Annotated in this window: 18 protein-coding genes and 1 pseudogene; 12 read left to right on the forward strand and 7 right to left on the reverse strand. The window is 63.1% G+C overall.

The annotated features are described in order from the left end of the window. Positions 1 to 11: 11 nt before the first annotated feature. The 4 genes and pseudogenes from ACMDW7_RS05495 to clpS all read right to left on the reverse strand — a co-directional run bounded on the left by ACMDW7_RS05495 (position 12) and on the right by clpS (position 4,637). Positions 12 to 1,310, reverse strand: coding sequence for an FCSD flavin-binding domain-containing protein (locus ACMDW7_RS05495; protein WP_377300415.1), 1,299 nt, complete (start codon positions 1,308 to 1,310; stop codon positions 12 to 14). A 13-nt stretch (positions 1,311 to 1,323) separates the two neighbouring features. Beyond that, entirely contained in the window at positions 1,324 to 1,701 is a 378-nt protein-coding gene (locus ACMDW7_RS05500; RefSeq protein WP_377300414.1) for a c-type cytochrome, read from the reverse strand. Between the two features lie 200 nt (positions 1,702 to 1,901). Then, positions 1,902 to 4,220, reverse strand: a pseudogene (clpA, locus tag ACMDW7_RS05505) (ATP-dependent Clp protease ATP-binding subunit ClpA); the annotation flags it as partial. Between the two features lie 75 nt (positions 4,221 to 4,295). Further along, a complete protein-coding gene (clpS, locus tag ACMDW7_RS05510) occupies positions 4,296 to 4,637 on the reverse strand; it encodes an ATP-dependent Clp protease adapter ClpS (RefSeq protein WP_054127036.1) in 342 nt (113 codons plus the stop codon). 269 nt (positions 4,638 to 4,906) lie between these two features. Between clpS and ACMDW7_RS05515 the strand changes: the two genes are divergently transcribed. The 3 genes from ACMDW7_RS05515 to ACMDW7_RS05525 all read left to right on the forward strand — a co-directional run bounded on the left by ACMDW7_RS05515 (position 4,907) and on the right by ACMDW7_RS05525 (position 6,168). Then, entirely contained in the window at positions 4,907 to 5,113 is a 207-nt protein-coding gene (locus ACMDW7_RS05515; RefSeq protein WP_054127037.1) for a cold-shock protein, read from the forward strand. 224 nt (positions 5,114 to 5,337) lie between these two features. Next, positions 5,338 to 5,532: a hypothetical protein gene (locus tag ACMDW7_RS05520; RefSeq protein WP_054127038.1), complete on the forward strand. Its 195-nt coding sequence runs from the start codon at positions 5,338 to 5,340 to the stop codon at positions 5,530 to 5,532. A gap of 69 nt (positions 5,533 to 5,601) precedes the next feature. Next, positions 5,602 to 6,168 (forward strand): DUF192 domain-containing protein, encoded by a 567-nt coding sequence (locus tag ACMDW7_RS05525; protein ID WP_377300413.1) that lies wholly within the window; start codon positions 5,602 to 5,604, stop codon positions 6,166 to 6,168. Positions 6,169 to 6,239: 71 nt separating this feature from the next. On the opposite strand, the gene ACMDW7_RS05530 is transcribed toward ACMDW7_RS05525, so the two are convergent. Together ACMDW7_RS05530 and xseA are read right to left on the reverse strand one after the other, a co-directional pair. Further along, the gene (locus ACMDW7_RS05530; protein ID WP_377300412.1) at positions 6,240 to 6,818 is read right to left on the reverse strand and encodes a superoxide dismutase; all 579 of its coding nucleotides are present in this window, start codon (positions 6,816 to 6,818) and stop codon (positions 6,240 to 6,242) included. Between the two features lie 89 nt (positions 6,819 to 6,907). Then, on the reverse strand, positions 6,908 to 8,215 hold the full coding sequence (gene xseA / locus ACMDW7_RS05535; protein WP_377300411.1) for an exodeoxyribonuclease VII large subunit: 1,308 nt from the start codon (positions 8,213 to 8,215) through the stop codon (positions 6,908 to 6,910). A 370-nt stretch (positions 8,216 to 8,585) separates the two neighbouring features. Between xseA and ACMDW7_RS05540 the strand changes: the two genes are divergently transcribed. The 8 genes from ACMDW7_RS05540 (at position 8,586) to ACMDW7_RS05575 (ending at position 16,944) form a co-directional block, all read left to right on the forward strand. Beyond that, positions 8,586 to 9,197 (forward strand): MotA/TolQ/ExbB proton channel family protein, encoded by a 612-nt coding sequence (locus tag ACMDW7_RS05540; protein WP_377300410.1) that lies wholly within the window; start codon positions 8,586 to 8,588, stop codon positions 9,195 to 9,197. Further along, positions 9,194 to 9,622, forward strand: a complete 429-nt coding sequence (locus ACMDW7_RS05545) for an ExbD/TolR family protein (protein ID WP_377300409.1) — start codon at positions 9,194 to 9,196, stop codon at positions 9,620 to 9,622. The genes ACMDW7_RS05540 and ACMDW7_RS05545 overlap by 4 nt, the downstream gene beginning before the upstream one ends. A gap of 16 nt (positions 9,623 to 9,638) precedes the next feature. After that, positions 9,639 to 10,643, forward strand: coding sequence for a tetraacyldisaccharide 4'-kinase (gene lpxK, locus ACMDW7_RS05550; protein WP_377300408.1), 1,005 nt, complete (start codon positions 9,639 to 9,641; stop codon positions 10,641 to 10,643). Continuing rightward, on the forward strand, positions 10,624 to 10,824 hold the full coding sequence (locus ACMDW7_RS05555) for a Trm112 family protein (RefSeq protein ID WP_377300407.1): 201 nt from the start codon (positions 10,624 to 10,626) through the stop codon (positions 10,822 to 10,824). Before lpxK ends, ACMDW7_RS05555 begins: the two co-directional genes overlap by 20 nt. Further along, positions 10,821 to 11,579, forward strand: coding sequence for a 3-deoxy-manno-octulosonate cytidylyltransferase (kdsB, locus tag ACMDW7_RS05560; protein ID WP_377300406.1), 759 nt, complete (start codon positions 10,821 to 10,823; stop codon positions 11,577 to 11,579). The genes ACMDW7_RS05555 and kdsB overlap by 4 nt, the downstream gene beginning before the upstream one ends. A 126-nt stretch (positions 11,580 to 11,705) precedes the next feature. Next, positions 11,706 to 13,283, forward strand: coding sequence for an ABC transporter substrate-binding protein (locus ACMDW7_RS05565; RefSeq protein WP_377300405.1), 1,578 nt, complete (start codon positions 11,706 to 11,708; stop codon positions 13,281 to 13,283). Between the two features lie 251 nt (positions 13,284 to 13,534). After that, entirely contained in the window at positions 13,535 to 14,191 is a 657-nt protein-coding gene (gene adk / locus ACMDW7_RS05570; RefSeq protein WP_377300404.1) for an adenylate kinase, read from the forward strand. Positions 14,192 to 14,409: 218 nt separating this feature from the next. After that, the gene (locus tag ACMDW7_RS05575; RefSeq protein ID WP_377300403.1) at positions 14,410 to 16,944 is read left to right on the forward strand and encodes a sodium-translocating pyrophosphatase; all 2,535 of its coding nucleotides are present in this window, start codon (positions 14,410 to 14,412) and stop codon (positions 16,942 to 16,944) included. 139 nt (positions 16,945 to 17,083) lie between these two features. Here ACMDW7_RS05575 and ACMDW7_RS05580 read toward each other — a convergent pair whose 3' ends face one another. Then, positions 17,084 to 20,059 (reverse strand): RCC1 domain-containing protein, encoded by a 2,976-nt coding sequence (locus ACMDW7_RS05580; RefSeq protein WP_377300402.1) that lies wholly within the window; start codon positions 20,057 to 20,059, stop codon positions 17,084 to 17,086. Positions 20,060 to 20,425: 366 nt separating this feature from the next. On the opposite strand from ACMDW7_RS05580, the gene ACMDW7_RS05585 reads away from it, so the two are divergent. Beyond that, positions 20,426 to 21,184, forward strand: coding sequence for a 3-hydroxyacyl-CoA dehydrogenase (locus tag ACMDW7_RS05585; RefSeq protein ID WP_377300401.1), 759 nt, complete (start codon positions 20,426 to 20,428; stop codon positions 21,182 to 21,184). The last annotated feature ends 172 nt before the right edge of the window (positions 21,185 to 21,356 follow it).

Consider the following 21,356-nt stretch of genomic DNA (forward strand, 5'->3'; position numbering starts at 1 on the left):
TGCGGCTGCGCTCAGGTCAGCATGTCGTTCCAGATGGTCTGCGCCCAGCTCCAGGCATAAACGCCCTCAAGCTCATTGGCCTCGCTGGACAGGGCCGGGCCCTGGGCGATCGGCAGTGCCACCATGGTCTTCTGCGCCGCGTCGTAGCGATGCACGCTGGCCACGTGGACCACGCGTTTGTCGTCAATGAAGCTGTAGCAGGTGTTGGCCATGGTGAGCGGCGCCGGCGTACGGCCGTTCATCATCTCCACAATGCCGGCAGCGGCCGCCTTGCCGTGCTGGTTGGCCATGTGGCCGCTCTTGGGCATGGCCGGGGCAGCGAGCAGCGCATCGCCGATGACATGGATGTCTTTCTGCGCGGTGGACTCCATGGAGGTCCAGTCCACCTGACACCAGCGGTTGTTGGCGTTGATCAGCCCGGCGCGCTGGGCGATGTCGCCGGCACGCTGTGGAGGCACGATGTTCAGCACATCGGCCTTCAGCTTGTCGCCCACATCGCTGATGATCGTGCTGCCGGCTGCATCCAGCTCGCTGGCGTTCCAGTTCGGGCGGTACTCGATCAGGCCCTTGTAGTCGTTGTTCCACGCGCGCATGAACAGGCCCTTCTTGGACTGCACATCTTCATTGGCGTCCAGAATGATGACCTTGCTCTTGGGCTTGTTGTGCTTGAAGTACCAGGCGACCTGGCAGGCACGTTCGTACGGGCCGGGCGGGCAGCGGTAGGGTGCACGCGGGATGGTGATGGCGTACACGCCACCGTCGGCCATGTCTTCGAGCTGCTTGCGCAGAGCCACGGTCTGAGGGCCGGCCTTCCAGGCGTGAAGGAAGCGCTCCTGCGCCTTTGCGTCCAGGCCCTTGACCTGATCGAACAGAAAATCCACACCGGGAGCGATGACCAGCTTGTCATAGCGCAGATCCTGGATCTTGCGCAGCTGCAGGGTCTTCTTGACCGGGTCAACGCCAGTGACTTCATCGATGATGACCTGCACGCCGTATTCGCGCAGGCCCCAGTAGTCGCGCGTCACGTCCTCGATCTTGCGGCTGCCGCCGATCACGAGGTTCGAGATCGGGCAGGAAACGAACTGAGGACTGCGCTCGACAAGCGTCACGTCGATCGCGCCACCCGACCACATGCGGATGTACTTGGCAGCGGTGGCGCCGCCATAGCCGGCACCGACCACGATCACGCGGCCCAGTTTTTTCTGCGGTGCAGCGGCCTGCTGCTCGGTGGCGGCACATCCGGCGAGCGTGAGCGCGCTGCCTGCACCGAGTGCCTTGAGCAGGTCGCGGCGATTCAATTGAGTCTTCATGATGCCCCTGCCTTCAGTTCTTGATCTTCGAGAAATGGTCGGCGATCAATGCGATCTGATCGTCCGTGTAGCCCTTGGCAAGCTGGTGCATGATCGTCGCGGGGCGCTGGCCGTCACGGAAGGCGCGCATCTGGGCAATGATGTAGTCGCGATTCTGCCCGGCCAGATTCGGCATGCCGCCGACGGCCTTGCCCTTGGTGCCATGGCAGTTGGCGCAGTTGGCAGCGAGGTAGGCGGCATTTGTGGTGGTGGTCACCACCGGCGCCGCGGTGGGCGCGGCAGCGGGAGCAGGCGCAGGCGTTGGTGCCTGGGCCAAGGCGGGCAGCGCCCAAGCCGCCGCGAGCAGGGCGCCGAGGGCGAGTGCCCTTCGCGCCGGAACAGCAAACGTCATTGAAGTCTCCTTGTTGTTTCCCCTGGGGGTGAGCAGTTCGGCCACGCGTTGTGCGTTGCACGCAGCGTCGGCCGGGCGCCGTAGAACGTGCGCGGCAGGCCATGCTCCGGCCGATTGTGCGCAAAAGCAATGGGCGCGACAAGCGCCGCGCCCATTGTGTCTAACCCTCGGGCGGCGCTTATGAGCCGCCCATGCAGTGCTTATTCCACCGTGGCTGTGTCCTCGGGGTCAGGCAGGGGGGTGGCCGGCGGTGGGCCGTCGTCGAACATCAGACGCACCTTCTCTTCGTCATCCAGATCCACCGTGACCTTGCCACCGGATACAAGCTTGCCAAAAAGCAGCTCGTCGGCAAGGGCACGGCGGATCGTATCCTGGATCAGACGCTGCATCGGGCGCGCGCCCATCAGCGGATCAAAGCCCTTCTTGGCCAAGTGCTTGCGCAGCGTGTCCGTGAAGATGGCTTCCACCTTCTTGCTGTGCAGCTGGTCTTCGAGCGCGATCAGGAACTTGTCGACCACACGCAGGATGATTTCCTCGTTCAGCGCCCGGAAGCTGATGATGCCGTCCAGACGGTTGCGGAACTCGGGCGTGAACATGCGCTTGATGTCGCCCATCTCATCTCCGCTCTCACGCTTGGTGGTGAAGCCGATGGTGGACTTGTTCATCGTTTCGGCGCCGGCGTTGGTCGTCATGACGACGATCACGTTGCGGAAGTCCGCCTTGCGTCCGTTGTTGTCCGTCAGCGTGCCGTGATCCATCACCTGCAGCAGCACGTTGAAGATGTCCGGATGGGCCTTCTCGATTTCGTCGAGCAACAGCACGCAGTGCGGTTTTTTGGTCACCGCCTCGGTGAGCAGGCCGCCCTGGTCGAAGCCCACATAGCCGGGAGGCGCGCCGATCAGTCGGCTGACTGCATGGCGCTCCATGTATTCGGACATGTCAAAGCGCACCAGCTCAATGCCCAGGGTGAAGGCGAGCTGCTTGGCGACCTCGGTCTTGCCCACACCCGTGGGGCCGCTGAACAGGAAGGCGCCAATCGGCTTGTCCGGCTTACCCAGGCCCGAGCGCGCCATCTTGATGCTGGCCGCCAGCGCTTCGATCGCAGCATCCTGACCGAACACCGTGGCCTTGAGGTCCCGCTCCAGCGTCTGGAGCTTCGAGCGGTCGTCGCTGGAGACAGACGCCGGCGGAATCCGGGCGATCTTGGAGATGATGTCCTCGATCTCGTTCTTGCCGATGGTCTTCTTGCGCTTGCTTTGGGGCAGGATGCGTTGCGCGGCACCGGCTTCATCGATCACATCGATCGCCTTGTCCGGCAGGTGACGGTCGTTGATGTACTTGGCAGAAAGCTCGGCCGCGCTGGACAGCGCATCCTTGCTGTACTTCACGCCGTGGTGCTCTTCGAATCGCGTCTTCAAACCACGCAGAATTTCAATCGTCTGCTCGATGGACGGCTCGTTCACGTCGATCTTCTGGAAGCGCCGAGAGAGCGCGTGATCCTTCTCGAAGATCCCGCGGTACTCGGTGTAAGTCGTCGCGCCGATGCACTTGAGCTGGCCCGAGGACAGCGCCGGCTTGAGCAGGTTGCTCGCATCCAGCGTGCCGCCGGAGGCTGCACCCGCGCCGATCAGCGTGTGGATCTCGTCGATGAACAGCACGCTGTTCTTGGTTTCCTTGAGCTGCTTGAGCACGGCCTTCAGGCGCTGCTCGAAGTCGCCGCGGTACTTGGTGCCGGCCAGCAGCGAGCCCATGTCCAGCGAGTACACGGTCATGTCGGCAAGGATCTCGGGCACATCTTTCTGAACCACACGCCAGGCCAAGCCTTCAGCGATGGCTGTCTTGCCCACACCGGCTTCACCCACCAGTAGTGGGTTGTTCTTGCGCCGGCGGCAAAGCACCTGGATGACGCGTTCGACTTCGGACTCGCGGCCAATCAGCGGGTCGATGCGGCCGTCCACGGCCGCCTTGTTCAGGTTCTGGGTGTACTGCTCCAGCGGGCTGGCCTGCTTCTCGGTCTGCTCGCCTTGCTCTTCGTTCTCGTTGCGCTTGCTGCCCGCGGCTTCTTCCTGCGGTGTCTTGGTGATGCCGTGGCTGATGAAATTCACCACGTCCAGACGAGTGATGCCCTGCTGATGCAGGAAGTAGACGGCGTGCGAGTCCTTCTCGCCGAAGATGGCGACCAGAACGTTGGCACCGGTCACTTCCTTCTTGCCGTTGCCGGTGGACTGCACGTGCATGATCGCGCGCTGGATCACACGCTGAAAGCCCAGCGTGGGCTGCGTGTCGGCTTCCTCGGTGCCCGGAATGACCGGCGTGTTGTCCTTGATGAAGTTGGTGAGCTGCTTGCGAAGATCTTCAATGTTCGCGGCGCAGGCCTTCAGCACCTCAGAGGCGGAAGGGTTGTCGAGCAGTGCGAGCAGCAGGTGCTCGACCGTGATGAACTCGTGACGGTTGGCCCGTGCGTCCACGAAGGCCGCATGCAGACTGACTTCCAATTCCTGCGCAATCATTGCAACTCCTGAGGCTCAAGCGCCCGCATCGTCTGCAGGTGAGGTGTCCTAAGCAAGGTTCAAGCCGCCTCGCCAGAAAAGTGTTCAGACTTCTTCAAGTACGCACTGCAGCGGATGTTGATGCTGGCGTGCAAAGTCTGTGACCTGGTCCACTTTGCTGGCAGCAACATCGTGCGGATACACCCCGCAGACGCCGCGCCCCTCTCGATGGACTTTTAGCATGATCTGTGTGGCTTGTTCCCGACTCTTGCCAAAGAAGCGCTGCAGCACGCCGACCACGAATTCCATCGGCGTAAAGTCATCATTGAGCATCACGACCTGGAACATCCGCGGCGGCTTGACGCGGGCGGTCTGACGCTCGGCAACAACGCTGTCGCCCTGGTCGGAGTCGGGGTTGTTCGGGCCGACGACGGGTTTGTCGCTCATGGGCGGAGGTCTCTGCGGGCCTGAATCTGTGGCATTTGTCTCATTCTAAGGCGGCCCAACTTCGCGCCTTTGCGTTGAGTCAGGCGAGCAGGGACAGCGGAAATGCTCAATTCCTCATATTGAACGGGGTCTTGACGATTGCTTTGTTGGATCGTTAAAAAAGCTTCCGGCGGGAAAGCATCGGATGCGTATGGGTGCTTCTCACACGGCGGCTTGGCCAATCGTTCGGATTGGCTTGAGGCCTGAATGGTTTTGGGAGGGAAGTACGGATGGCAACGGGTACGGTCAAGTGGTTCAACGACGCCAAGGGGTTCGGATTCATTACCCCCGATGAGGGCGGTGAAGATGTGTTTGCGCATTTTTCGGCGATCCAGATGCCTGGGTTCAAGACGCTGAAAGAGGGCCAGAAGGTCATGTTTGAAGTCAACCAGGGCCCCAAGGGCAAACAGGCGTCGAACATCACTGCTGCGTCCTGACGCAGCATCGCATCCCGGCTGACAGGGCGCTTCGGCGCCCTTTTGTTTTTGCTGCACCGATTGGTAATACCCAATCGAAGTGATCAACTATCGGGTTTCCATGTAAGGGTCTGTCAACGGATGCTTTCGGGGCGGCGTTGAGCGCCTGACCGACGTTTACGTGATCCGGCGTACGCCAAGTCCGGGACGGGTCTCTCAACTAGTTGCTCAAAAGGAAATCTGACATGTCCAAGCTGATCGCCGGCCTCGTGGCCTCCCTGTTCGCCGCTTCCGTCTTCGCCCAAGGCGCAGCTCCCGCAGCTCCGGCCGCTCCGGCTGCTCCTGCCAAGGCTGAAGCAAAGGCCGAAGCGAAGACCGAAAAGAAGGCCAAGAAGGCCAAGAAGGCAAAGGCCAAGAAGGCTGCTGAAGAGAAGAAGTAATTCTTCTGCTGCCGTACTCGGCAGCATCGGTGCAAAAGGGGCGGGGTAACCTGCCCTTTTGTTTTGCTGATGGCCCATCATGCAGCAAGCCGTTGGTGGCTGCATGGCAATTGGCATCGCGCTTCTGTTCTACGTGTCCTGATGATCCTGAATCCTTCGAGTTTGTCCCTGCTGAGTGAGTTGCGTCGAGTTTTGCTTCGCGCAGCCCTGTTCGCGTGCTTGCTTGCGCCCAGCGCTGAGGCGCTGGCGCAGAGCAACGCGATGCCGACCATCCAACTGCGCGCGGGCATGCATCTGATTCAGGCCGAGGTCGCCGCGAACGATGCGGATCGGCAGCGCGGCCTGATGTTTCGCGACAAGCTTGGCCCGCAGCAGGGAATGGTGTTTCTCTTCGATCTGCGCGCTGTGCACTGCATGTGGATGAAGAACACGCTCATCCCGCTGTCCGTCGCATTTCTCGATGATGACGGCGTCATCCTCAACATCGAAGACATGCAACCGCAGACCGAGAAGAGCCACTGCGCCGCCAAGCCGGCTAGGTTCGCGCTCGAAATGAACCAGGGGTGGTTCAAGCAGCGCGGCATTCGGCCCGGGACGCGGATCGACGGCGTCGATCGCCTTTTCAAGTCGCGATAGAAAAGTGTCGACCTGACGAAAACGGGGCACCCATCGGTGCCCCATGTTTCGTTGTGAAGCGACTGTATGGATCAGGCGAACTGCTGATTCACGAAGTCCCAGTTGACGAGCGACCAGAACGAACCGAGGTAATCCGCACGGCGGTTGCGGAAGTCGATGTAGTACGCGTGCTCCCAGACGTCGCACGTGAGCAACGGCTTCTCGGCTGTCGTGAGCGGGGTCGCGGCATTGCTGGTATTCACGATATCGAGCGTGCCGTCCGCCTTCTTGACCAGCCAGGTCCAGCCGGAACCGAAGTTCCCGAGCGCGGACTTGTTGAACGCTTCCTTGAACGCGGCAAAGCTGCCCCACTTAGCATTGATGGCTGCAGCCACTGCGCCAGTTGCATCTCCGCCGCCGTTGGGCTTGAAGCCGAACCAGTAGAACGTGTGATTCCAGATCTGGGCAGCGTTGTTGAACATGCCGCCGGAGGACTTGCGGACGATGTCTTCAAGGCTCATCGACTCGAACTCGGTGCCCTTGATGAGGTTGTTCAGATTGGTGACGTAGGTTTGGTGGTGCTTGCCGTAGTGAAACTCCAGGGTCTCCTTGGAGATATGGGGCGCTAACGCATCCATGGCGTAGGGCAGTTCTGGCAGCTTGTGTTCCATTCGGAGTCACCTTTCTTTGCGTGAGTGGCTTGGAGGAAGCGCGCAGTGTATCGCCCGCCCGGTAGGCAGATGCCATGAAGGTGTCGGGGCTATTTCGCGCTCTCGATAGTGACCTGCGCGGCCAGCCTGGCAGCGCGGCTACCGTCGTGCCAGGTGAGCGTCACTGCGGCGTCGGGTGCTGCGCTCTCGCTGCTGGTCATTGGTGTGCCGTCAGGGTGAGATACAAGGACGTAGCCACGGCGAAGCACACCCATGGGACCGAGCGCGTGAAGCTGTACGCCCAATGAAGCGACCTCGGCACGCTTCCGGTCGACAACGTGCGCGCAAGTGCCACGGAGTCGCGCTTGTGAGCCAGCGAGCCATGCTGTGTACGTGCGCACGTCGGGGCGTTGGCTCGCCAGGTGTTGATGGCATATGCCGAGCGCGTCACGTGCTTGAGCCGAGCAAGTCCGCAAGCTGGTGCGAATGCGAAGTGCTCTTTCCTGAAGGGTGACGCGACTGAGTTGAACGTGCTGCGCTGGACTGAGTAGTTTCGAAGCCAGCAGATCGACGGTTTGCGCGAGCGCCTGCAAGCTGCGATCCACAGCCCGCGTCCGCGAAGCGCGCAGTTCAACGAGTCTCGCGAGCCACTCATCCCGCGGCGTCGCGCAGATTTCCGCCGCTGCTGTGGGAGTCGGGGCACGCACGTCAGCGACGAAGTCAGAGATCGAAAAGTCTGTCTCGTGGCCGACGGCGCTGATGACAGGAACGCTGCTGATGGCGATTCGGCGCGCCAGCCCTTCGTCGTTGAACGCGGCCAAGTCGTCGATCGACCCTCCGCCGCGCGCAAGAATGACGCAATCTACATTCGGATGCTCCGAAGCCGCGTGAAGGGCAGTGATCAGCTCTGCGGCCGCGTTGGGGCCCTGGACGGCCGCCGGAAAGAGCAGCAGCTGCACGTGCGGCGCCCGACGAGCAAACGTTGTGGCAATGTCGCGCAGGACGGCGGCGTCTTGCGAGGTCACCAGGGCAATTCGGCGCATAAATGCCGGCAGAGCGCGCTTGCGCGACTCGTCGAACAAGCCCTCGGCCTTGAGCCGGTCGCGCAGCGCCACGAAAGCTGCATGCATATCGCCCTGCCCGGCAGGGCGGACACTCTCCACGATGAGCTGCAAATCCCCGCGCGCTGCGTAGATTGCGAGCCGCGCAGAGATGTCAACGACGTCGCCATTGCCCCAAGCCGCTGCGATGGCAACGCCCGTGCGCTGCCGAAACAGGACGCACCGGACACTGGCAGAGTCATCCTTGATGGAGAAGTAGCTGTGGCCACTGGCCGCGCGGGTCAGGCCGCTGACTTCACCGCGGACGCGAACCACCGGGAAGCCCCGTGAGAGCCACTGTTCGATGGCCGCGACCAACGCAGACGGGCTGAGCCGGTCTCTGGGGCTGTTCGCTACATCTGACGATGTAGTTGCGCCGCGATCTGTAAACATGTCCACAGTTTCGGTCCGGTCAACCTGCGAGCATGCACTCGCCGCGAGATGACGTGAATACGTTGCAAGTCATTGATTGATAATGGTTTTTTTGACTGACCGATTGCGTATGCGTAATGCCAGACACAGAAACGGGCAGTGTTTTCGCGGCTTGCGGGGAGGTATCCACAGAGTTATCCACAGCTTTGTCCCGCCCGCCGGCGCCGAATCGGTCCGTTTTGGGTGCCAGAGCAAGGCCGCTACATTTCGCTGCGCGCTGCGTTCCCGCGGCTGTGCTGCTCCAAAGGACTCTGATTTGTTCGCAATCATCGTAGCGGCCGGCTGGCCGATCTGGTTTCTCATTGTCGCCTCAGTGATCGCGCTGGCCCTGATCGTTGAGCGCTTCTTTGCACTGCAGCGCCGCAAGATCGTTCCTGCCGGATTGCTCAACGACGTGATCAAGTTGCAGCAAGGCGGGCAGGTCACGCGTGACGTGCTGAAGCGGCTGGAAGGCAACTCGCCGTTCGGGCGCATCCTGGCGGCCGGTCTGCGTAATGCGCAAGCCCCAAGAGAAGTCACGAAGTCTGCGATAGAGGATGTCGGGCGCGGCGTCGCGCACGAGTTGTCCCGCTTCTTGAACGCGATCGGCACCATCGCGTCGGCAGCCCCGCTCATGGGCCTGTTTGGCACCGTCGTGGGCATGATCGAAATCTTCGGTGCCTCTGGCGGACCCGGCGGCGTGACCAATGTGGACCAACTGGCGCACGGCATATCGGTGGCGCTCTACAACACGGGCTTCGGGATCCTGATTGCGATTCCTGCGTTGATCGCTCATCGATATTTCCGCGGCCGGGTCGATGACTTCATCGTCGAGATGGAGCAGGACGCTCTCAAGCTTGTCGATGTAATTCACGGGGCACGCCAGTGAATTTCCGGCGCGGGCGGGACGAAGAGCCCGAAATCAACTTGGTGCCGCTGATCGACGTGCTGCTGGTCATCATCATCTTCCTGATGCTTTCGACCACGTTCACGCGTTTTGCGGAGCTAAGAATCTCGCTGCCAGGTGCACAGGGTCAGAACACCGAGCAGCGTCCTCGTGAGATTCAGGTGGCAGTATCGGCGGACGGTCGCTACGCCATCGACAAGGCGCCAGTGCCGTTCCGTGATGTTGCTGTGCTTGCCCAGGCGCTTCAGGCTGCGGCAGCGGAGCGCAAGGATCCTGTACTCATCATCAATGCTGACGCTGCGGCAAGCCACCAGTCGGTGGTCAATGTGATGGAAGCAGCGCGGCTCGCCGGCATTGCGCGCCTGGCATTTGCGACCCAGCGTCAATCCCTGCCCGCGGGGCAGTAGGCGCCGAGCGGCTTGGATGAACCGCCACTTCCCCCAATGGTGGCTGCGGCGCGGGTTGCGTGCGCGCCTGCTCACGCCACTTGCTCTCATTCACGGGGGTCTTGCTTCGGTACGGCAAGCACTTTATGCGGTCGGGATCCTGCGCACCTATCGGGTGCAGGTGCCGGTCATTGTGGTCGGGGGGGTGTTTGTCGGCGGCACCGGCAAGACGCCAACCCTTGAGGCCCTCGTTCTCGAGTTGCGCGCACGCGGCTTGAACCCGGGCATCATTTCGCGCGGGTATGGGGCAGATGGTGAGACGTGCCCGGTCTTCCCGACGAGCAGCGCGGCCCAATTCGGTGATGAGCCGGTGCTGCTCGCACGACGTACCGGCGCGCCTGTCTGGATCGGGCGACGACGGGCGCAGGCGGCCCGCGCGCTTGTGCAGGCGCATCCGGAAGTTGATGTCATCCTGTCGGATGATGGACTTCAGCACCTAGCCTTGCACCGTGATGCCGAGCTCGCTGTGGTGGACTCCAGGGGGTTTGGCAACGGACTCTTGATTCCTGCCGGCCCCCTGCGCGAATCGCCGGGCAGACTGAACCGGGTAACTGCAGTAGTGCTTCGGGGCCGGCCGCCGCTGCTTGGGGTGACCCGGCCGCAATTCGCACTCACCCTGGGCATTCAAGCCTTTCGTCACCTCAGCACGGGCGAGTCGCTCGATCCTTCCACTTTCAGAGCTCGATTCCCTTCCATCACTGCTGCCGCCGGCATCGGATTCCCCACACAGTTCCGCGCGTCGCTCGCAGAGCTCGGCTTGCAGGCGAGCGGTTTGCCGCAGGAACTGCCGGACCACTTCGATTGGGGGCACATGGATTGGGCAGTGGGCATGACTGGGCCGATCGTGATCACCGAGAAAGACGCGGTCAAGGCCGAGCGAATCGATGACCCGCGATTGTGGGTGGCCACCGCAGTGCCGCGCCTAGAATCCGGGTTGACTGAACTTCTTCTGGAGCGCATGCGTGGATCCCAAGCTGCTTGAAGTGCTGGTTTGCCCGGTCACCAAGGGCAGGCTCGTGCTGGACCGCGATGCGGGCGAGCTGGTGTCTGTTCAAGCCAAACTCGCATTCCCGATCCGCGACGGTATTCCCTGCATGCTGGTGTCCGAAGCGCGCTCGCTTGATGCTCAGGCGCAGGATTCGGCCGACAGCCCGAAGGCATGAACCCATTCGTTGCGGTGGTTCCGGCGCGACTGGCCTCCACGCGCCTTCCCAACAAGCCGTTGGCGATGATCGGCGATGCACCCATGGTGGTGCATGTCGCCCGGCTAGCGCAGCTCAGCGGCGCCCAGGCCACGTGGGTTGCGACGGACGCACAGGCGGTCATGACCGTCTGTGCTGTGCACAGTATTCCCGCACTGCTGACCTCAGAGACCCACCCGACCGGCACGGACCGGCTGGCAGAAGTCGTCGATCGACTTGGCCTGGCCGATGACCAGATCGTCGTGAACGTGCAGGGCGATGAACCGCTGCTGCCTCCCGAACTTGTCGCGCGCGTCGCGGATGAGCTTGCTCGTCGGCCGGACTGCGCCATCGCAACCTGTGCTCACGCGATCAGCGATTCAGCGGAGATTTTCAATCCGAACGTCGTCAAGGTGGTCTGTGACGCCGCGGGCACAGCACTGCTGTTCTCCCGTGCACCTATCCCTTGGGGTCGGGAAAGCTATCCGTTCGAAGGCAGGCTGGGCGGCAGCGCTCCGGCCGTGCTGCGGCACGTCGGTCTGTACGCCTATCGCGCGGGCTTTCTGAGGCGATTTCCCAAGCTTGCCGAAGCGCCCATCGAACAGTTTGAAAAGCTTGAGCAGCTTCGAGCGCAGTGGCACGGCGAGCGCATCGCGGTGTGCGTGCTGGATGCTGCGCCGCCAGCGGGTGTGGACACGCCCGAGGATCTTGCTCGCGTGCGTGCACTGCTCGGGTAAACCCGCGCAGCGTTGCGCAAAGCAACGATGGTCTGCCACTTCGTGTTTCACGATGGCCAAATGGCTTGGCAGTCCTGCGTCTGTTGGGTAGTCTCGCGACTTTCCTGAAGAGAGGGGAGTTCTTCCATGAAGAGAGTTCTGCTCGGTGCGCTGCTGGCTGCCGCCATGCTCGGCACAGCGGTGCATGCCAAGACCTTGCGCTGGGCCAGCCAGGGCGATCCGCAGACGATGGACCCGTATTCGCAGAATGAGGGCCTGACCAACGCGATCAACAACCACATCTACGAGTACCTCGTTGGTCGCAACGAGAAGCTCGAGAAGGTGCCCGAGCTCGCCGAGAGCTGGCAGCAGATCGATGCTGTGACCTGGCGCTTCAAGCTCCGTCCGAACGTGCGATTCCACGACGGCAGCGTCATGACCGCAGACGATGTCGTGTTCAGCTACCAGCGCGCCGCCCATCCCAACAGCCAGATCGCGCCCTATGCACGCGCAATGGGCACACCGCGCAAGATCGACAACCTGACGGTTGAGTTCAAGATGGACAAGCCGAACCCCATCTTCCTCGAGCACGCCAGCACGATCTTCATCATGAACAAGGCCTGGGCCGAGAAGAACAAGGTCGAGCGCCCGCTGTCCTTCAAGGACAAGGAGGAGACCTTCGCCTCGCGCAATGCCAATGGCACCGGCCCCTTCATGCTCAAGAGCCGCGAGCCGGACGTGCGTACCGTCATGGTCCGCAACCCCAACTACTGGCGCCCGATTCGTGGCAACGTGACCGAGGTGGTCTACACCCCGATCCGTTCGGACGCCACGCGCACCGCAGCGCTGCTGTCCGGCGAGATCGATCTCGTGCTCGACCCTGCGCCGCAGGACGTGCAGCGCCTGAACCAGCAGGGTGGCCCGACCAAGATCCTGTTCGGCATGGAAAACCGAGTGATCTTCCTGGGCTTCGATCAGAACCGCGACGAACTTCTCTACAGCGACGTCAAGGGCAAGAATCCCTTCAAGGACCGCCGTGTACGTGAGGCCTTCCACCGGGCCATCGACGCCGAAGCCATCAAGAAGCGCATCATGCGTGATCAGGCCCAGGTGGTGTGGTGCATGACGCCTTCGCCGTTGGCCTGCTTGGCGCCTGAGCTGGACCGTGAGCGCCCTGGTGTGAACGTGGACGCAGCCAAGAAGCTGCTGACCGACGCCGGCTACCCGAACGGCTTCGAAGTCGGCATGGACTGCCCGAACAACCGCTACATCAACGACGAAGAGATCTGCCAGGCCGTGGTCGGCATGCTTGCCCGCATCGGTGTCCGCGTGAAGCTGACCACCATGCCGCGCACCACCTACTTCCCCAAGCTCGAGCGTGCTGACACCAGCTTCTACATGCTGGGTTGGGGCGGCGCGATCACCGACGCGCAGGTGACCATGGGCCCGGTCATGCACAGCCGTGACGAGAAGACCCAACAGGGCTTCTACAACTATGGCCGCTACGTCAATCCGAAGCTCGATGCATTGATCGACGCCGCCGCAGTGGAGCCCGATGTCAAGAAGCGCACGGACATCATCCGCTCGGCCCTGCGCATGCACAACGAGGAGTTCCATCACATCGTGCTGCATCGGCAGATGATTCCCTGGGCGATGCGCAGCAACGTGGATGCCGTGCATGCCGCGGACAACTACATGCGTTCCTGGTGGGTGACCGTTCGGTGAAGACCGGCTGAGGCGGGCTTTGCGGCCCGAATTTCGATGGAGTAAGGGGCGCGTAAGCGCCCCTTGCTTTTCTACGGGCTGCCGGACGTGCGCCTCGTGCGCACGCATTTGACCAAGCTCCAAGCGCTCGGTTAATTTCGACCGGTTGACACCGGGAGGCGAGGCCTTGCGCTGTGGGGCGGCTCGACCAACGTGCCGATCAGCGCTTTCTTCGCGCCAAGACTAGAACACGATACTGGGACGCTTTTCACATGCGATTGATTCTTCTCGGGGCGCCTGGCGCCGGCAAGGGCACACAGGCCAGCTACATCAAGGAGAAGTTCGGCATTCCGCAGATCTCCACGGGTGACATGCTGCGCGCTGCCGTGAAGGCCGGGACCCCCCTTGGCATCGAGGCCAAAAAGGTCATGGATTCCGGCGGTCTCGTGTCCGACGACATCATCATCAATCTGGTCAAGGAGCGCCTGACGCAGCCCGACTGTGCAGGCGGCTACCTGTTCGATGGATTCCCGCGCACCATTCCCCAGGCAGATGCCATGAAGGCCGCTGGCGTGGCGATCGACTATGTGCTCGAGATTGATGTCCCGGACAGCGAGATCATCGACCGCATGAGCGGGCGCCGCGTGCACCCCGCTTCGGGCCGTACCTATCACGTCAAGCACAACCCGCCCAAGGTGGCCGGCAAGGATGACGCCACGGGTGAGGATCTGGTTCAGCGCGATGATGATCGCGAGGAGACCGTCAAGAAGCGCCTGCAGGTCTATCACGACCAGACCGAGGTACTGCTGGGCTACTACGGCAAGTGGGCCGACAGCGGTGCGCCGGGCGCCCCGCAGTACCGCAAGGTGAACGGCGTGGGGGCGGTCGAAGAGATCCGCAGCCGCGTGGACGCCGCGCTCGCCCGCTGAGCACCGGACCTGACAACGCGCTGCATGCATCACCCCGCCGTACCGCTGCAGCCTGACCGGAGCCCGCTCCGGATGACATACCGCCGTGCGCAGATCGGCAGCCACAAGCGCCGCGCCGTGACACAGCATTCGAACGCCCGCATGTGCAGACAGCGGGCGTTTTTCTTTGCCCCGACCGTTCGAGGAGATCTCGGGGCATCAACAACAGGAGGAGCTTGATGTCTGCCAATGAAGCACTATTGATCGCGCTGGTCTGTGGATTGGCCGCAGTCGTCTATGGCGTCATGTCGATTGGCTGGATCAACCGGCAGGACGCCGGCAACGCACGAATGCAGGAGATCGCCGCCGCGATCCAGCAGGGTGCGCAGGCCTACCTGTCGCGACAGTACCGAACGATCGCCTATGTCGGCGTGGTTCTCTTTGTGGTCATCGGACTGATCCCCGGGCTCGGCTGGACGACGGCATTCGCGTTCCTGGTCGGCGCGGTGCTCTCAGGGGCCGCGGGCTTCATTGGCATGAACGTATCCGTCCGGGCCAACGTGCGCACTGCGCAGGCTGCAAGCAAGGGGCTCAATGAAGCCCTGGCCGTGGCCTTCCGAGGCGGTGCCATCACCGGCATGCTGGTGGTGGGCCTGGGTCTGCTGGGTGTGGCGGGCTACTTCTGGTTCCTGACCAAGAATGTGCAGCCGGAGCAGGTCTATGCCGCCATCAAGCCGTTGATCGGCCTGGCCTTCGGCTCCTCGCTGATCTCGATCTTCGCGCGTCTCGGTGGCGGCATCTTCACCAAGGGTGCGGACGTGGGTGCGGACCTCGTGGGCAAGGTGGAAGCCGGCATCCCGGAGGATGACCCGCGCAATCCGGCGGTGATCGCCGACAACGTGGGCGACAACGTGGGCGACTGCGCCGGCATGGCCGCGGACCTGTTTGAAACCTACGCCGTGACCCTCGTGGCCACGATGGTGCTGGGTGCGCTGCTTGTAGCCTCCGCGCCCCTGCAAGCCGCCCTGTATCCGCTGGTGCTGGGCGGCGTGTCGATCATCGCCTCGATCATCGGCTGCTACTTCGTCAAGGCCAGCCCGGGCGGCAAGATCATGAACGCGCTCTACAAAGGCCTGGTCGTGGCGGGCCTGCTCTCGCTGGTCGCCTTCTGGTTCATCACGGCCAAGATGTTCCCAGGTCAAGTCAGCCTGGACGGCGGCAAGACCGTGGGCGCCATGCAGCTCTTCCTCTCCGCGGTCGTGGGCCTCGTGCTGACGGCAGCGATGGTCTGGATCACGGAGTACTACACCGGCACCGACTTCAAGCCCGTGAAATACGTGGCGCAGGCCTCCACCACGGGGCATGGCACCAACATCATCGCGGGCATCGCCGTGTCGATGAAGTCCACCGCCTGGCCGGTGATCTTCGTGTGTGCGGCCATCATCGCGGCCTACTCGCTGGCGGGCCTCTACGGCATCGCCGTGGCGGCCACCTCCATGCTGTCCATGGCCGGCATCATCGTCGCGCTCGACGCCTACGGCCCCATCACCGACAACGCCGGCGGCATTGCCGAGATGAGCGAACTGCCCGACAGCGTGCGTGACATTACTGACCCGCTGGACGCCGTGGGCAACACCACCAAGGCCGTCACCAAGGGCTACGCCATCGGTTCGGCCGGTCTGGCCGCACTGGTGCTGTTTGCTGACTACACGCACTCGCTGGAGAGCTACGGCTTCAAGGGCGTGACCTTCGATCTGTCCAATCACCTCGTGATCGTCGGCCTGTTCATCGGCGGGCTGATTCCCTTCCTGTTCGGCGCAATGGCCATGGAAGCCGTAGGCCGCGCAGCCGGCGCCGTTGTGGTGGAAGTACGCCGCCAGTTCAAGGAGATCCCCGGCATCATGGAAGGCACTGCCAAGCCTGAGTACGGCCGCGCAGTCGACATGCTGACCGGTGCCGCCATCAAGGAGATGATGATCCCTTCGCTGCTGCCGGTGATCGTGCCGATACTGGTGGGCGTGTTTCTCGGTCCGGCCGCGCTCGGCGGCCTGCTGATGGGCACCATCGTCACCGGCCTGTTTGTCGCCATCTCCATGTGCACGGGCGGTGGCGCTTGGGACAACGCGAAGAAGTACATCGAGGAAGGTCACCACGGCGGCAAGGGCTCGGAGGCGCACAAGGCCGCCGTGACCGGTGACACCGTGGGTGACCCCTACAAGGACACTGCGGGCCCGGCCGTGAACCCGCTGATCAAGATCATCAACCTCGTGGCCCTGCTGATCGTGCCGATCCTGCCCGGCGCGGGCAAGCCGGCGCCGCACGCTGCCCAGGCACCTGCTGCCATGAGCGCACCGGCCGCGAGCATGCCGACTGCCCCGGCAGGCTTCCCGACCAGTGCGGAAGAGGTCTCCAAGATCGGCCCCAGTGGCGCGGCCTTTATCCGCAGCACCGTGCAGGGCGACCAGAGCACCGCACAGGCCGTGCTCTATTTCGCCAGCGGCTCTGCGGCACTGCCTGCGGGCTTCGAGGATCTGAAGAGCATGGTCGACGCCTACAACGCCAAGGCTGGCAGCAAGTTCGTCGTCAGCGGCTTCCATGACGCCACGGGCGACGCCGCCAAGAATGCCGAACTTGCCAAGCAGCGCGCCGAGGCCGTGCGCGACCGCCTGGTTGCCTCTGGTGTGGCGGCGGATCGCATCGAGATGAAGAAGCCCGAGCAGATGAACGCCGGCACCGACGCGCAGGCGCGTCGCGTCGAGGTCGCGCTGCAGTAGGCGAGCGCGTCTGAGAAGAAAGGCCCCGGCTTGCCGGGGCCTTTTCCTTTTTGCCGAGCTGATTGCTGCGAGGGCGCAGTTGCCTTGAGCCACGCTGACTGCTGACGATGCAGCAATGAGCGTGGTCGCATGGTCGTTGTCAGCGATTGGCTCCGCTGATCATCGGTACATGGCTGAATCCGGGGGAGTCTCTCCTTCCATTCAGCGCCCCCAGATCGTTGCGGCCCCACGTGTAGATCGTTCCATTGCGGGTGACTGCAATGCCATGGAACTCCGCACCATTGACCTCCACCACATCGGTGAGCCCAGGCAGACGGGTCGGCGTGATGATGACTCCGCCCCCAGCACCGACGCCGACGCGTCCATAGGTGTCATCGCCCCAGCCGCGGACCGTACCGTCGCCCATGAGAGCAAACGCGGTGTAGTTGCCTGCGCTGATTGCCTTGACGCCGGTCAGCCCGGGAATCCGCGCCGGTGCGGAGTTGCCGGTGCGACCGAGCACCGTACTATCCCCCCAACTCCAGACACTGCCAGTTTCATCAAGCGCATAGGAGCCAAAGCTGGACGCTGCGATCGCCTTGATTGCAGGCAAGCCTGGAACCGGAACCGGACCACTGGCCCCTCCGAGCTGACCAAACTCGTTGTCGCCAAGCGCCAGCACCTTGCCGTCCCTGGTCAAGAACAGGGAGTGACGTTCGCCCGCCGCCACCGCACGCAGGTTGCTGAAGCCGACCTGCTTCACATCTCCGAACGTGCTTGTGAATCCAAGCTGGCCCCACCGGCTTGGGCCGAAGCCCCATGCACGCCCGGTCGAGTCCAGGGCCAAGCTGTGGAAATAGCGTGTGGAGATTTGCGTGATCCGCGTGCTTTGAGGAATCTGTACACGCTGTGGCCGAGGCACCGTGACCATTCCGTACTGTGCCGTAGCGTCCGCCACGCGGTTTCCCCAGCCCCATGCATACACCTGGCCATCGGCAAGCAAGGCAACGGAGTACCACCCGCCAGCAGCCACCGTGGATACGGGACCGGGCAAGCCCTCCACCAAGCCGGGCAAGGGGTTGCTCGCGTCGCGTCCGAGTACATCGCCGTCACCGCTGCCCCAGGTGATCACACTGCCGTTGGCGCGGACCGCAATGGATGACACGCCGCTGCCGGCAACCAGCCCCTGTTGTCCGACGTCGCGAGCAAACACGGGCCCGAGCTCGAAGGGCAAGATGCCGGTGATCAAGGCCAGCGGCTTCTCAACCACAAAGGCGAAGAAGTTCGGTCTTCCGGCATCGTCCACACTGCCAGCGCGGTCCGCAACCCAATTGATCTGGAAGCTTGTCTGCGCCTCGGAGGTCGGCGTAGCCGCCGCAATCTGCTCGGCGCTTGCTCCCGCCACGTTCGGCAGTCTGTAGATCCTGACCTCGGTGACGTTGTAGCCCACCAGCGGGAAGTTCACGGACTGCGGATTGAGCTCAACATCGAAGCGCACTGTCGCACCCGCATTGAACGTGGACTTCTCCGTGCTCACGGCCGTTGCGCCCGGAGACTTGCCAATCGAGCGCTCCCATTTCAGGCTCAGGTCGATCGCTCTGCTCGAGCCCAGGAGCAGCCGGATGACCTCTGCGATATCGCCGCCAGGCCCCACAGCCGCCTTGGCCTTGAGCTCATACTCCGTGGTGTAGACGGCATCGCTCGCCGCGTCGGCCAGACCGCCGAACTTGGCTTCGAACTCTGGGCCGGCTGTGAGTTCGATCGCGTCAAGCTTTACCAATGCATTGCCCACTGACAGGCCTGAGGCAAGGCCAGCAAACAGTGTGGCCTTGACGCGCGCACTGGCATCCGTTGGAAAAGACACATTGCGAGTGACCTCCGGGTCGCTCAGCGTGAGGGACTTGATGCCTTCGAGTTGACCGCCCTCGCTGCTGGCCTTCCACTCAAAGCCGAACCGGGTCTGGGCGCTTTGCTTGATCTCTGCGCTCACGGTGAACAGATTGACTTGAATCTGCGCCCCGAGCTCTGCCTTGAAACGGATCGGGATGACCGGTGCGATGAACGCTGACAGCGGCCCAGTGATCGGAATGGGAATGGCCCCCAGTTCGAGCTCGCAGCCTACGCCACCGGTCACCGTGGCGCCCAGATTCATCACGGCCTTTCCGCTGCCGCTGTAGTTGCCGCTGACGATCAGGCGCGCATTGCGTACCGAGCCGTTAACGATCTCCAGTTGATGATCGAGGCTCAGCTCGCGGTCCACCTTGACCTCGAGTTCGCCCGTGAGCGCTGCAAGCGCCGGGCTGTCGCCTTTGCACTCGATGGCGCTCAAGCTGACCTTCGAGTGCGTGCTCTGCTTGCCGGTGTTGGTCGCCAGTCGCGGGTTCGGGACAAACAAGGCGTTGGTCTGTTCCGGCGTGAGTTGCAGGCTCATGTTCATGTTCCTGAACAGGGCCGGCAACGCTACGACTTCCAGCACCACATCCGTCTCGTTGGCACTTGTTGTGCTTGGCGTGCTGCTGACGACCCTGCCGGCAATGGGCAAGGTGCCGGTGCCCAGGAGGATGCTGCCAGCCGCCGGAGTGCCCACGCCGGTCAAGGTCACGCGGTAGCGCCAGCCCAGGCCACCGCGTGCCGAGGGGTCCACTGCGACTGGCGCTGCACGTACTTGCGCGTCGCTGACCAGCACGGCGCCCGCAACCGGCTCGGCGGCGTAGAACACGGCTGGCTTGGCTCTGATGGTGCCCACCGCAGCATTCAGTACGGCGGTCCCCACCGGCGCGACTGCACGGATCTCGAACCCGTTGCCAGAGCGATTGACCTCGATGCTCGCTGGGGATGACGAAGTCACGCTCAGCTCTGTGTCGGGGATCTGCACCTCACGTCCGTTGGCATCGAAGCCGCGGATCGATAGCGTGCGCCGCTCAGTCGTGCCGACCAGCAACCCGCCGGGCGGACTGATCTCGATACGCGCCAGCGGGCCGGCTGCAGCCGGTGGTGGCGCAGGTGGCGGCCCCATGCCTGGCCCTGCAGGCGTGGCGTTATTGCTGCCACCGCCGCAGGCTGCAAGCAATGTGGTCAGCCACAGGGCGCCGATCAGCCCGAGACGGCGAAGCTGCACATTGAGTTGGTTGATCATGCGACCCTCCCTAGTGTCGATGCACCCGCGCTGTGGGTGCCGGTTCAAGCTAGTTGGGCGGGCGTTACGAGCGCGCTACGTGCGCAGTGCCAAGATCCGGTGGCTCACGCACATGTGGGATGCCAAGTGCGCGGCCGACCTGAAGCAGCATGCCTAGGCCTGTTCGCGGGCCAGGCGCGTTGCGTGACGCAAGCGGATCTGCCACCGCTTGTCTGGCGCGGCTTTCCAGCCACTTTGCCCTGGAAAGCCGCATGACTGCTTGGTCTGTGCCGCCGGATGCGGGCGCGTCGCTACACTTTACGTTTACGTCAATTAGCCGCCCGCGCACGCACGGCGCATGGGTTGCAGCACTCTCAAGGAGCAGGCATGGACATCCAGGGCAAGGTCTTCATCGTCACGGGCGGCGCATCCGGGCTGGGCGAAGGCGCGGTGCGCATGTTGGTCGCGCAGGGCGGCAAGGTCGTGATTGCCGATGTGCAGGCCGAGAAGGGCGAAGCCCTGGCCAAGGAGCTCGGCCAGACCTTCGTGAAGTGCGATGTCTCCAGCGAAGCCGATGGCAAGGCGGCGGTGGCTGCCGCCACCGCCCAGGGCAAGCTCATGGGTCTCGTGAACTGCGCTGGCATCGCACCGGCGGCCAAGACCGTAGGCAAGGACGGTGCCCACCCGCTGGACCTGTTCAGCAAGGTGATTACTGTCAACCTGATCGGCAGCTTCAACATGATCCGCCTGGCCGCCGAGGCCATGAGCAGGAACGAAGCAGAGGCCACCGGCGAGCGCGGCGTGCTGATCAACACGGCGAGTGTGGCCGCCTACGACGGCCAGATCGGCCAGGCGGCCTACGCTGCGTCCAAGGGCGGTGTGGTCGGCATGACTCTGCCGATCGCCCGCGATCTGGCGCGCAACGGCATACGTTGCTGCACCATTGCCCCCGGCATCTTCGGCACGCCCATGCTGTTCGGCATGCCGCAGGAGGTGCAGGACGCCCTGGCCGCCAGCGTCCCGTTCCCCTCGCGCCTGGGCAAGCCCGAGGATTACGCCAAGCTCGTCAATCAGATCATCACGAACGACATGCTCAATGGCGAGACGATTCGCCTTGACGGTGCCATTCGCATGGCACCCAAGTGAGGCGCGTAGCGCCCCACCTGAGCTGCGTCCGATCGATCGCTCCCGCCCTCTCCCCGCCGGGAGAGGGATCAAACAGCGACGGGCATCCAGTCACGTAGACGTCCATCTGGTGCGGCTCTTCAGGCCAAAGTGGCTGAAGAACCGCGCCAGACAAGCGGAAAGCCCGCTTCAA

This window comes from Piscinibacterium candidicorallinum (assembly GCF_047549485.1).
In the GTDB taxonomy this organism is placed as follows: Bacteria; Pseudomonadota; Gammaproteobacteria; order Burkholderiales; family Burkholderiaceae_C; genus Piscinibacterium; species Piscinibacterium candidicorallinum.

What these genes read in the sequence shown, in the direction of transcription:
- ACMDW7_RS05495 (WP_377300415.1), bottom strand. Translation starts at nt 1,310, where the DNA reads ATGAAGACTCAATTGAATCGCCGCGACCTGCTCAAGGCACTCGGTGCA.
- ACMDW7_RS05500 (WP_377300414.1), bottom strand. Translation starts at nt 1,701, where the DNA reads ATGACGTTTGCTGTTCCGGCGCGAAGGGCACTCGCCCTCGGCGCCCTG.
- clpS (WP_054127036.1), bottom strand. Translation starts at nt 4,637, where the DNA reads ATGAGCGACAAACCCGTCGTCGGCCCGAACAACCCCGACTCCGACCAG.
- ACMDW7_RS05515 (WP_054127037.1), top strand. Translation starts at nt 4,907, where the DNA reads ATGGCAACGGGTACGGTCAAGTGGTTCAACGACGCCAAGGGGTTCGGA.
- ACMDW7_RS05520 (WP_054127038.1), top strand. Translation starts at nt 5,338, where the DNA reads ATGTCCAAGCTGATCGCCGGCCTCGTGGCCTCCCTGTTCGCCGCTTCC.
- ACMDW7_RS05525 (WP_377300413.1), top strand. Translation starts at nt 5,602, where the DNA reads ATGGCCCATCATGCAGCAAGCCGTTGGTGGCTGCATGGCAATTGGCAT.
- ACMDW7_RS05530 (WP_377300412.1), bottom strand. Translation starts at nt 6,818, where the DNA reads ATGGAACACAAGCTGCCAGAACTGCCCTACGCCATGGATGCGTTAGCG.
- lpxK (WP_377300408.1), top strand. Translation starts at nt 9,639, where the DNA reads ATGAACCGCCACTTCCCCCAATGGTGGCTGCGGCGCGGGTTGCGTGCG.
- kdsB (WP_377300406.1), top strand. Translation starts at nt 10,821, where the DNA reads ATGAACCCATTCGTTGCGGTGGTTCCGGCGCGACTGGCCTCCACGCGC.
- ACMDW7_RS05565 (WP_377300405.1), top strand. Translation starts at nt 11,706, where the DNA reads ATGAAGAGAGTTCTGCTCGGTGCGCTGCTGGCTGCCGCCATGCTCGGC.
- adk (WP_377300404.1), top strand. Translation starts at nt 13,535, where the DNA reads ATGCGATTGATTCTTCTCGGGGCGCCTGGCGCCGGCAAGGGCACACAG.
- ACMDW7_RS05575 (WP_377300403.1), top strand. Translation starts at nt 14,410, where the DNA reads ATGTCTGCCAATGAAGCACTATTGATCGCGCTGGTCTGTGGATTGGCC.
- ACMDW7_RS05580 (WP_377300402.1), bottom strand. Translation starts at nt 20,059, where the DNA reads ATGATCAACCAACTCAATGTGCAGCTTCGCCGTCTCGGGCTGATCGGC.
- ACMDW7_RS05585 (WP_377300401.1), top strand. Translation starts at nt 20,426, where the DNA reads ATGGACATCCAGGGCAAGGTCTTCATCGTCACGGGCGGCGCATCCGGG.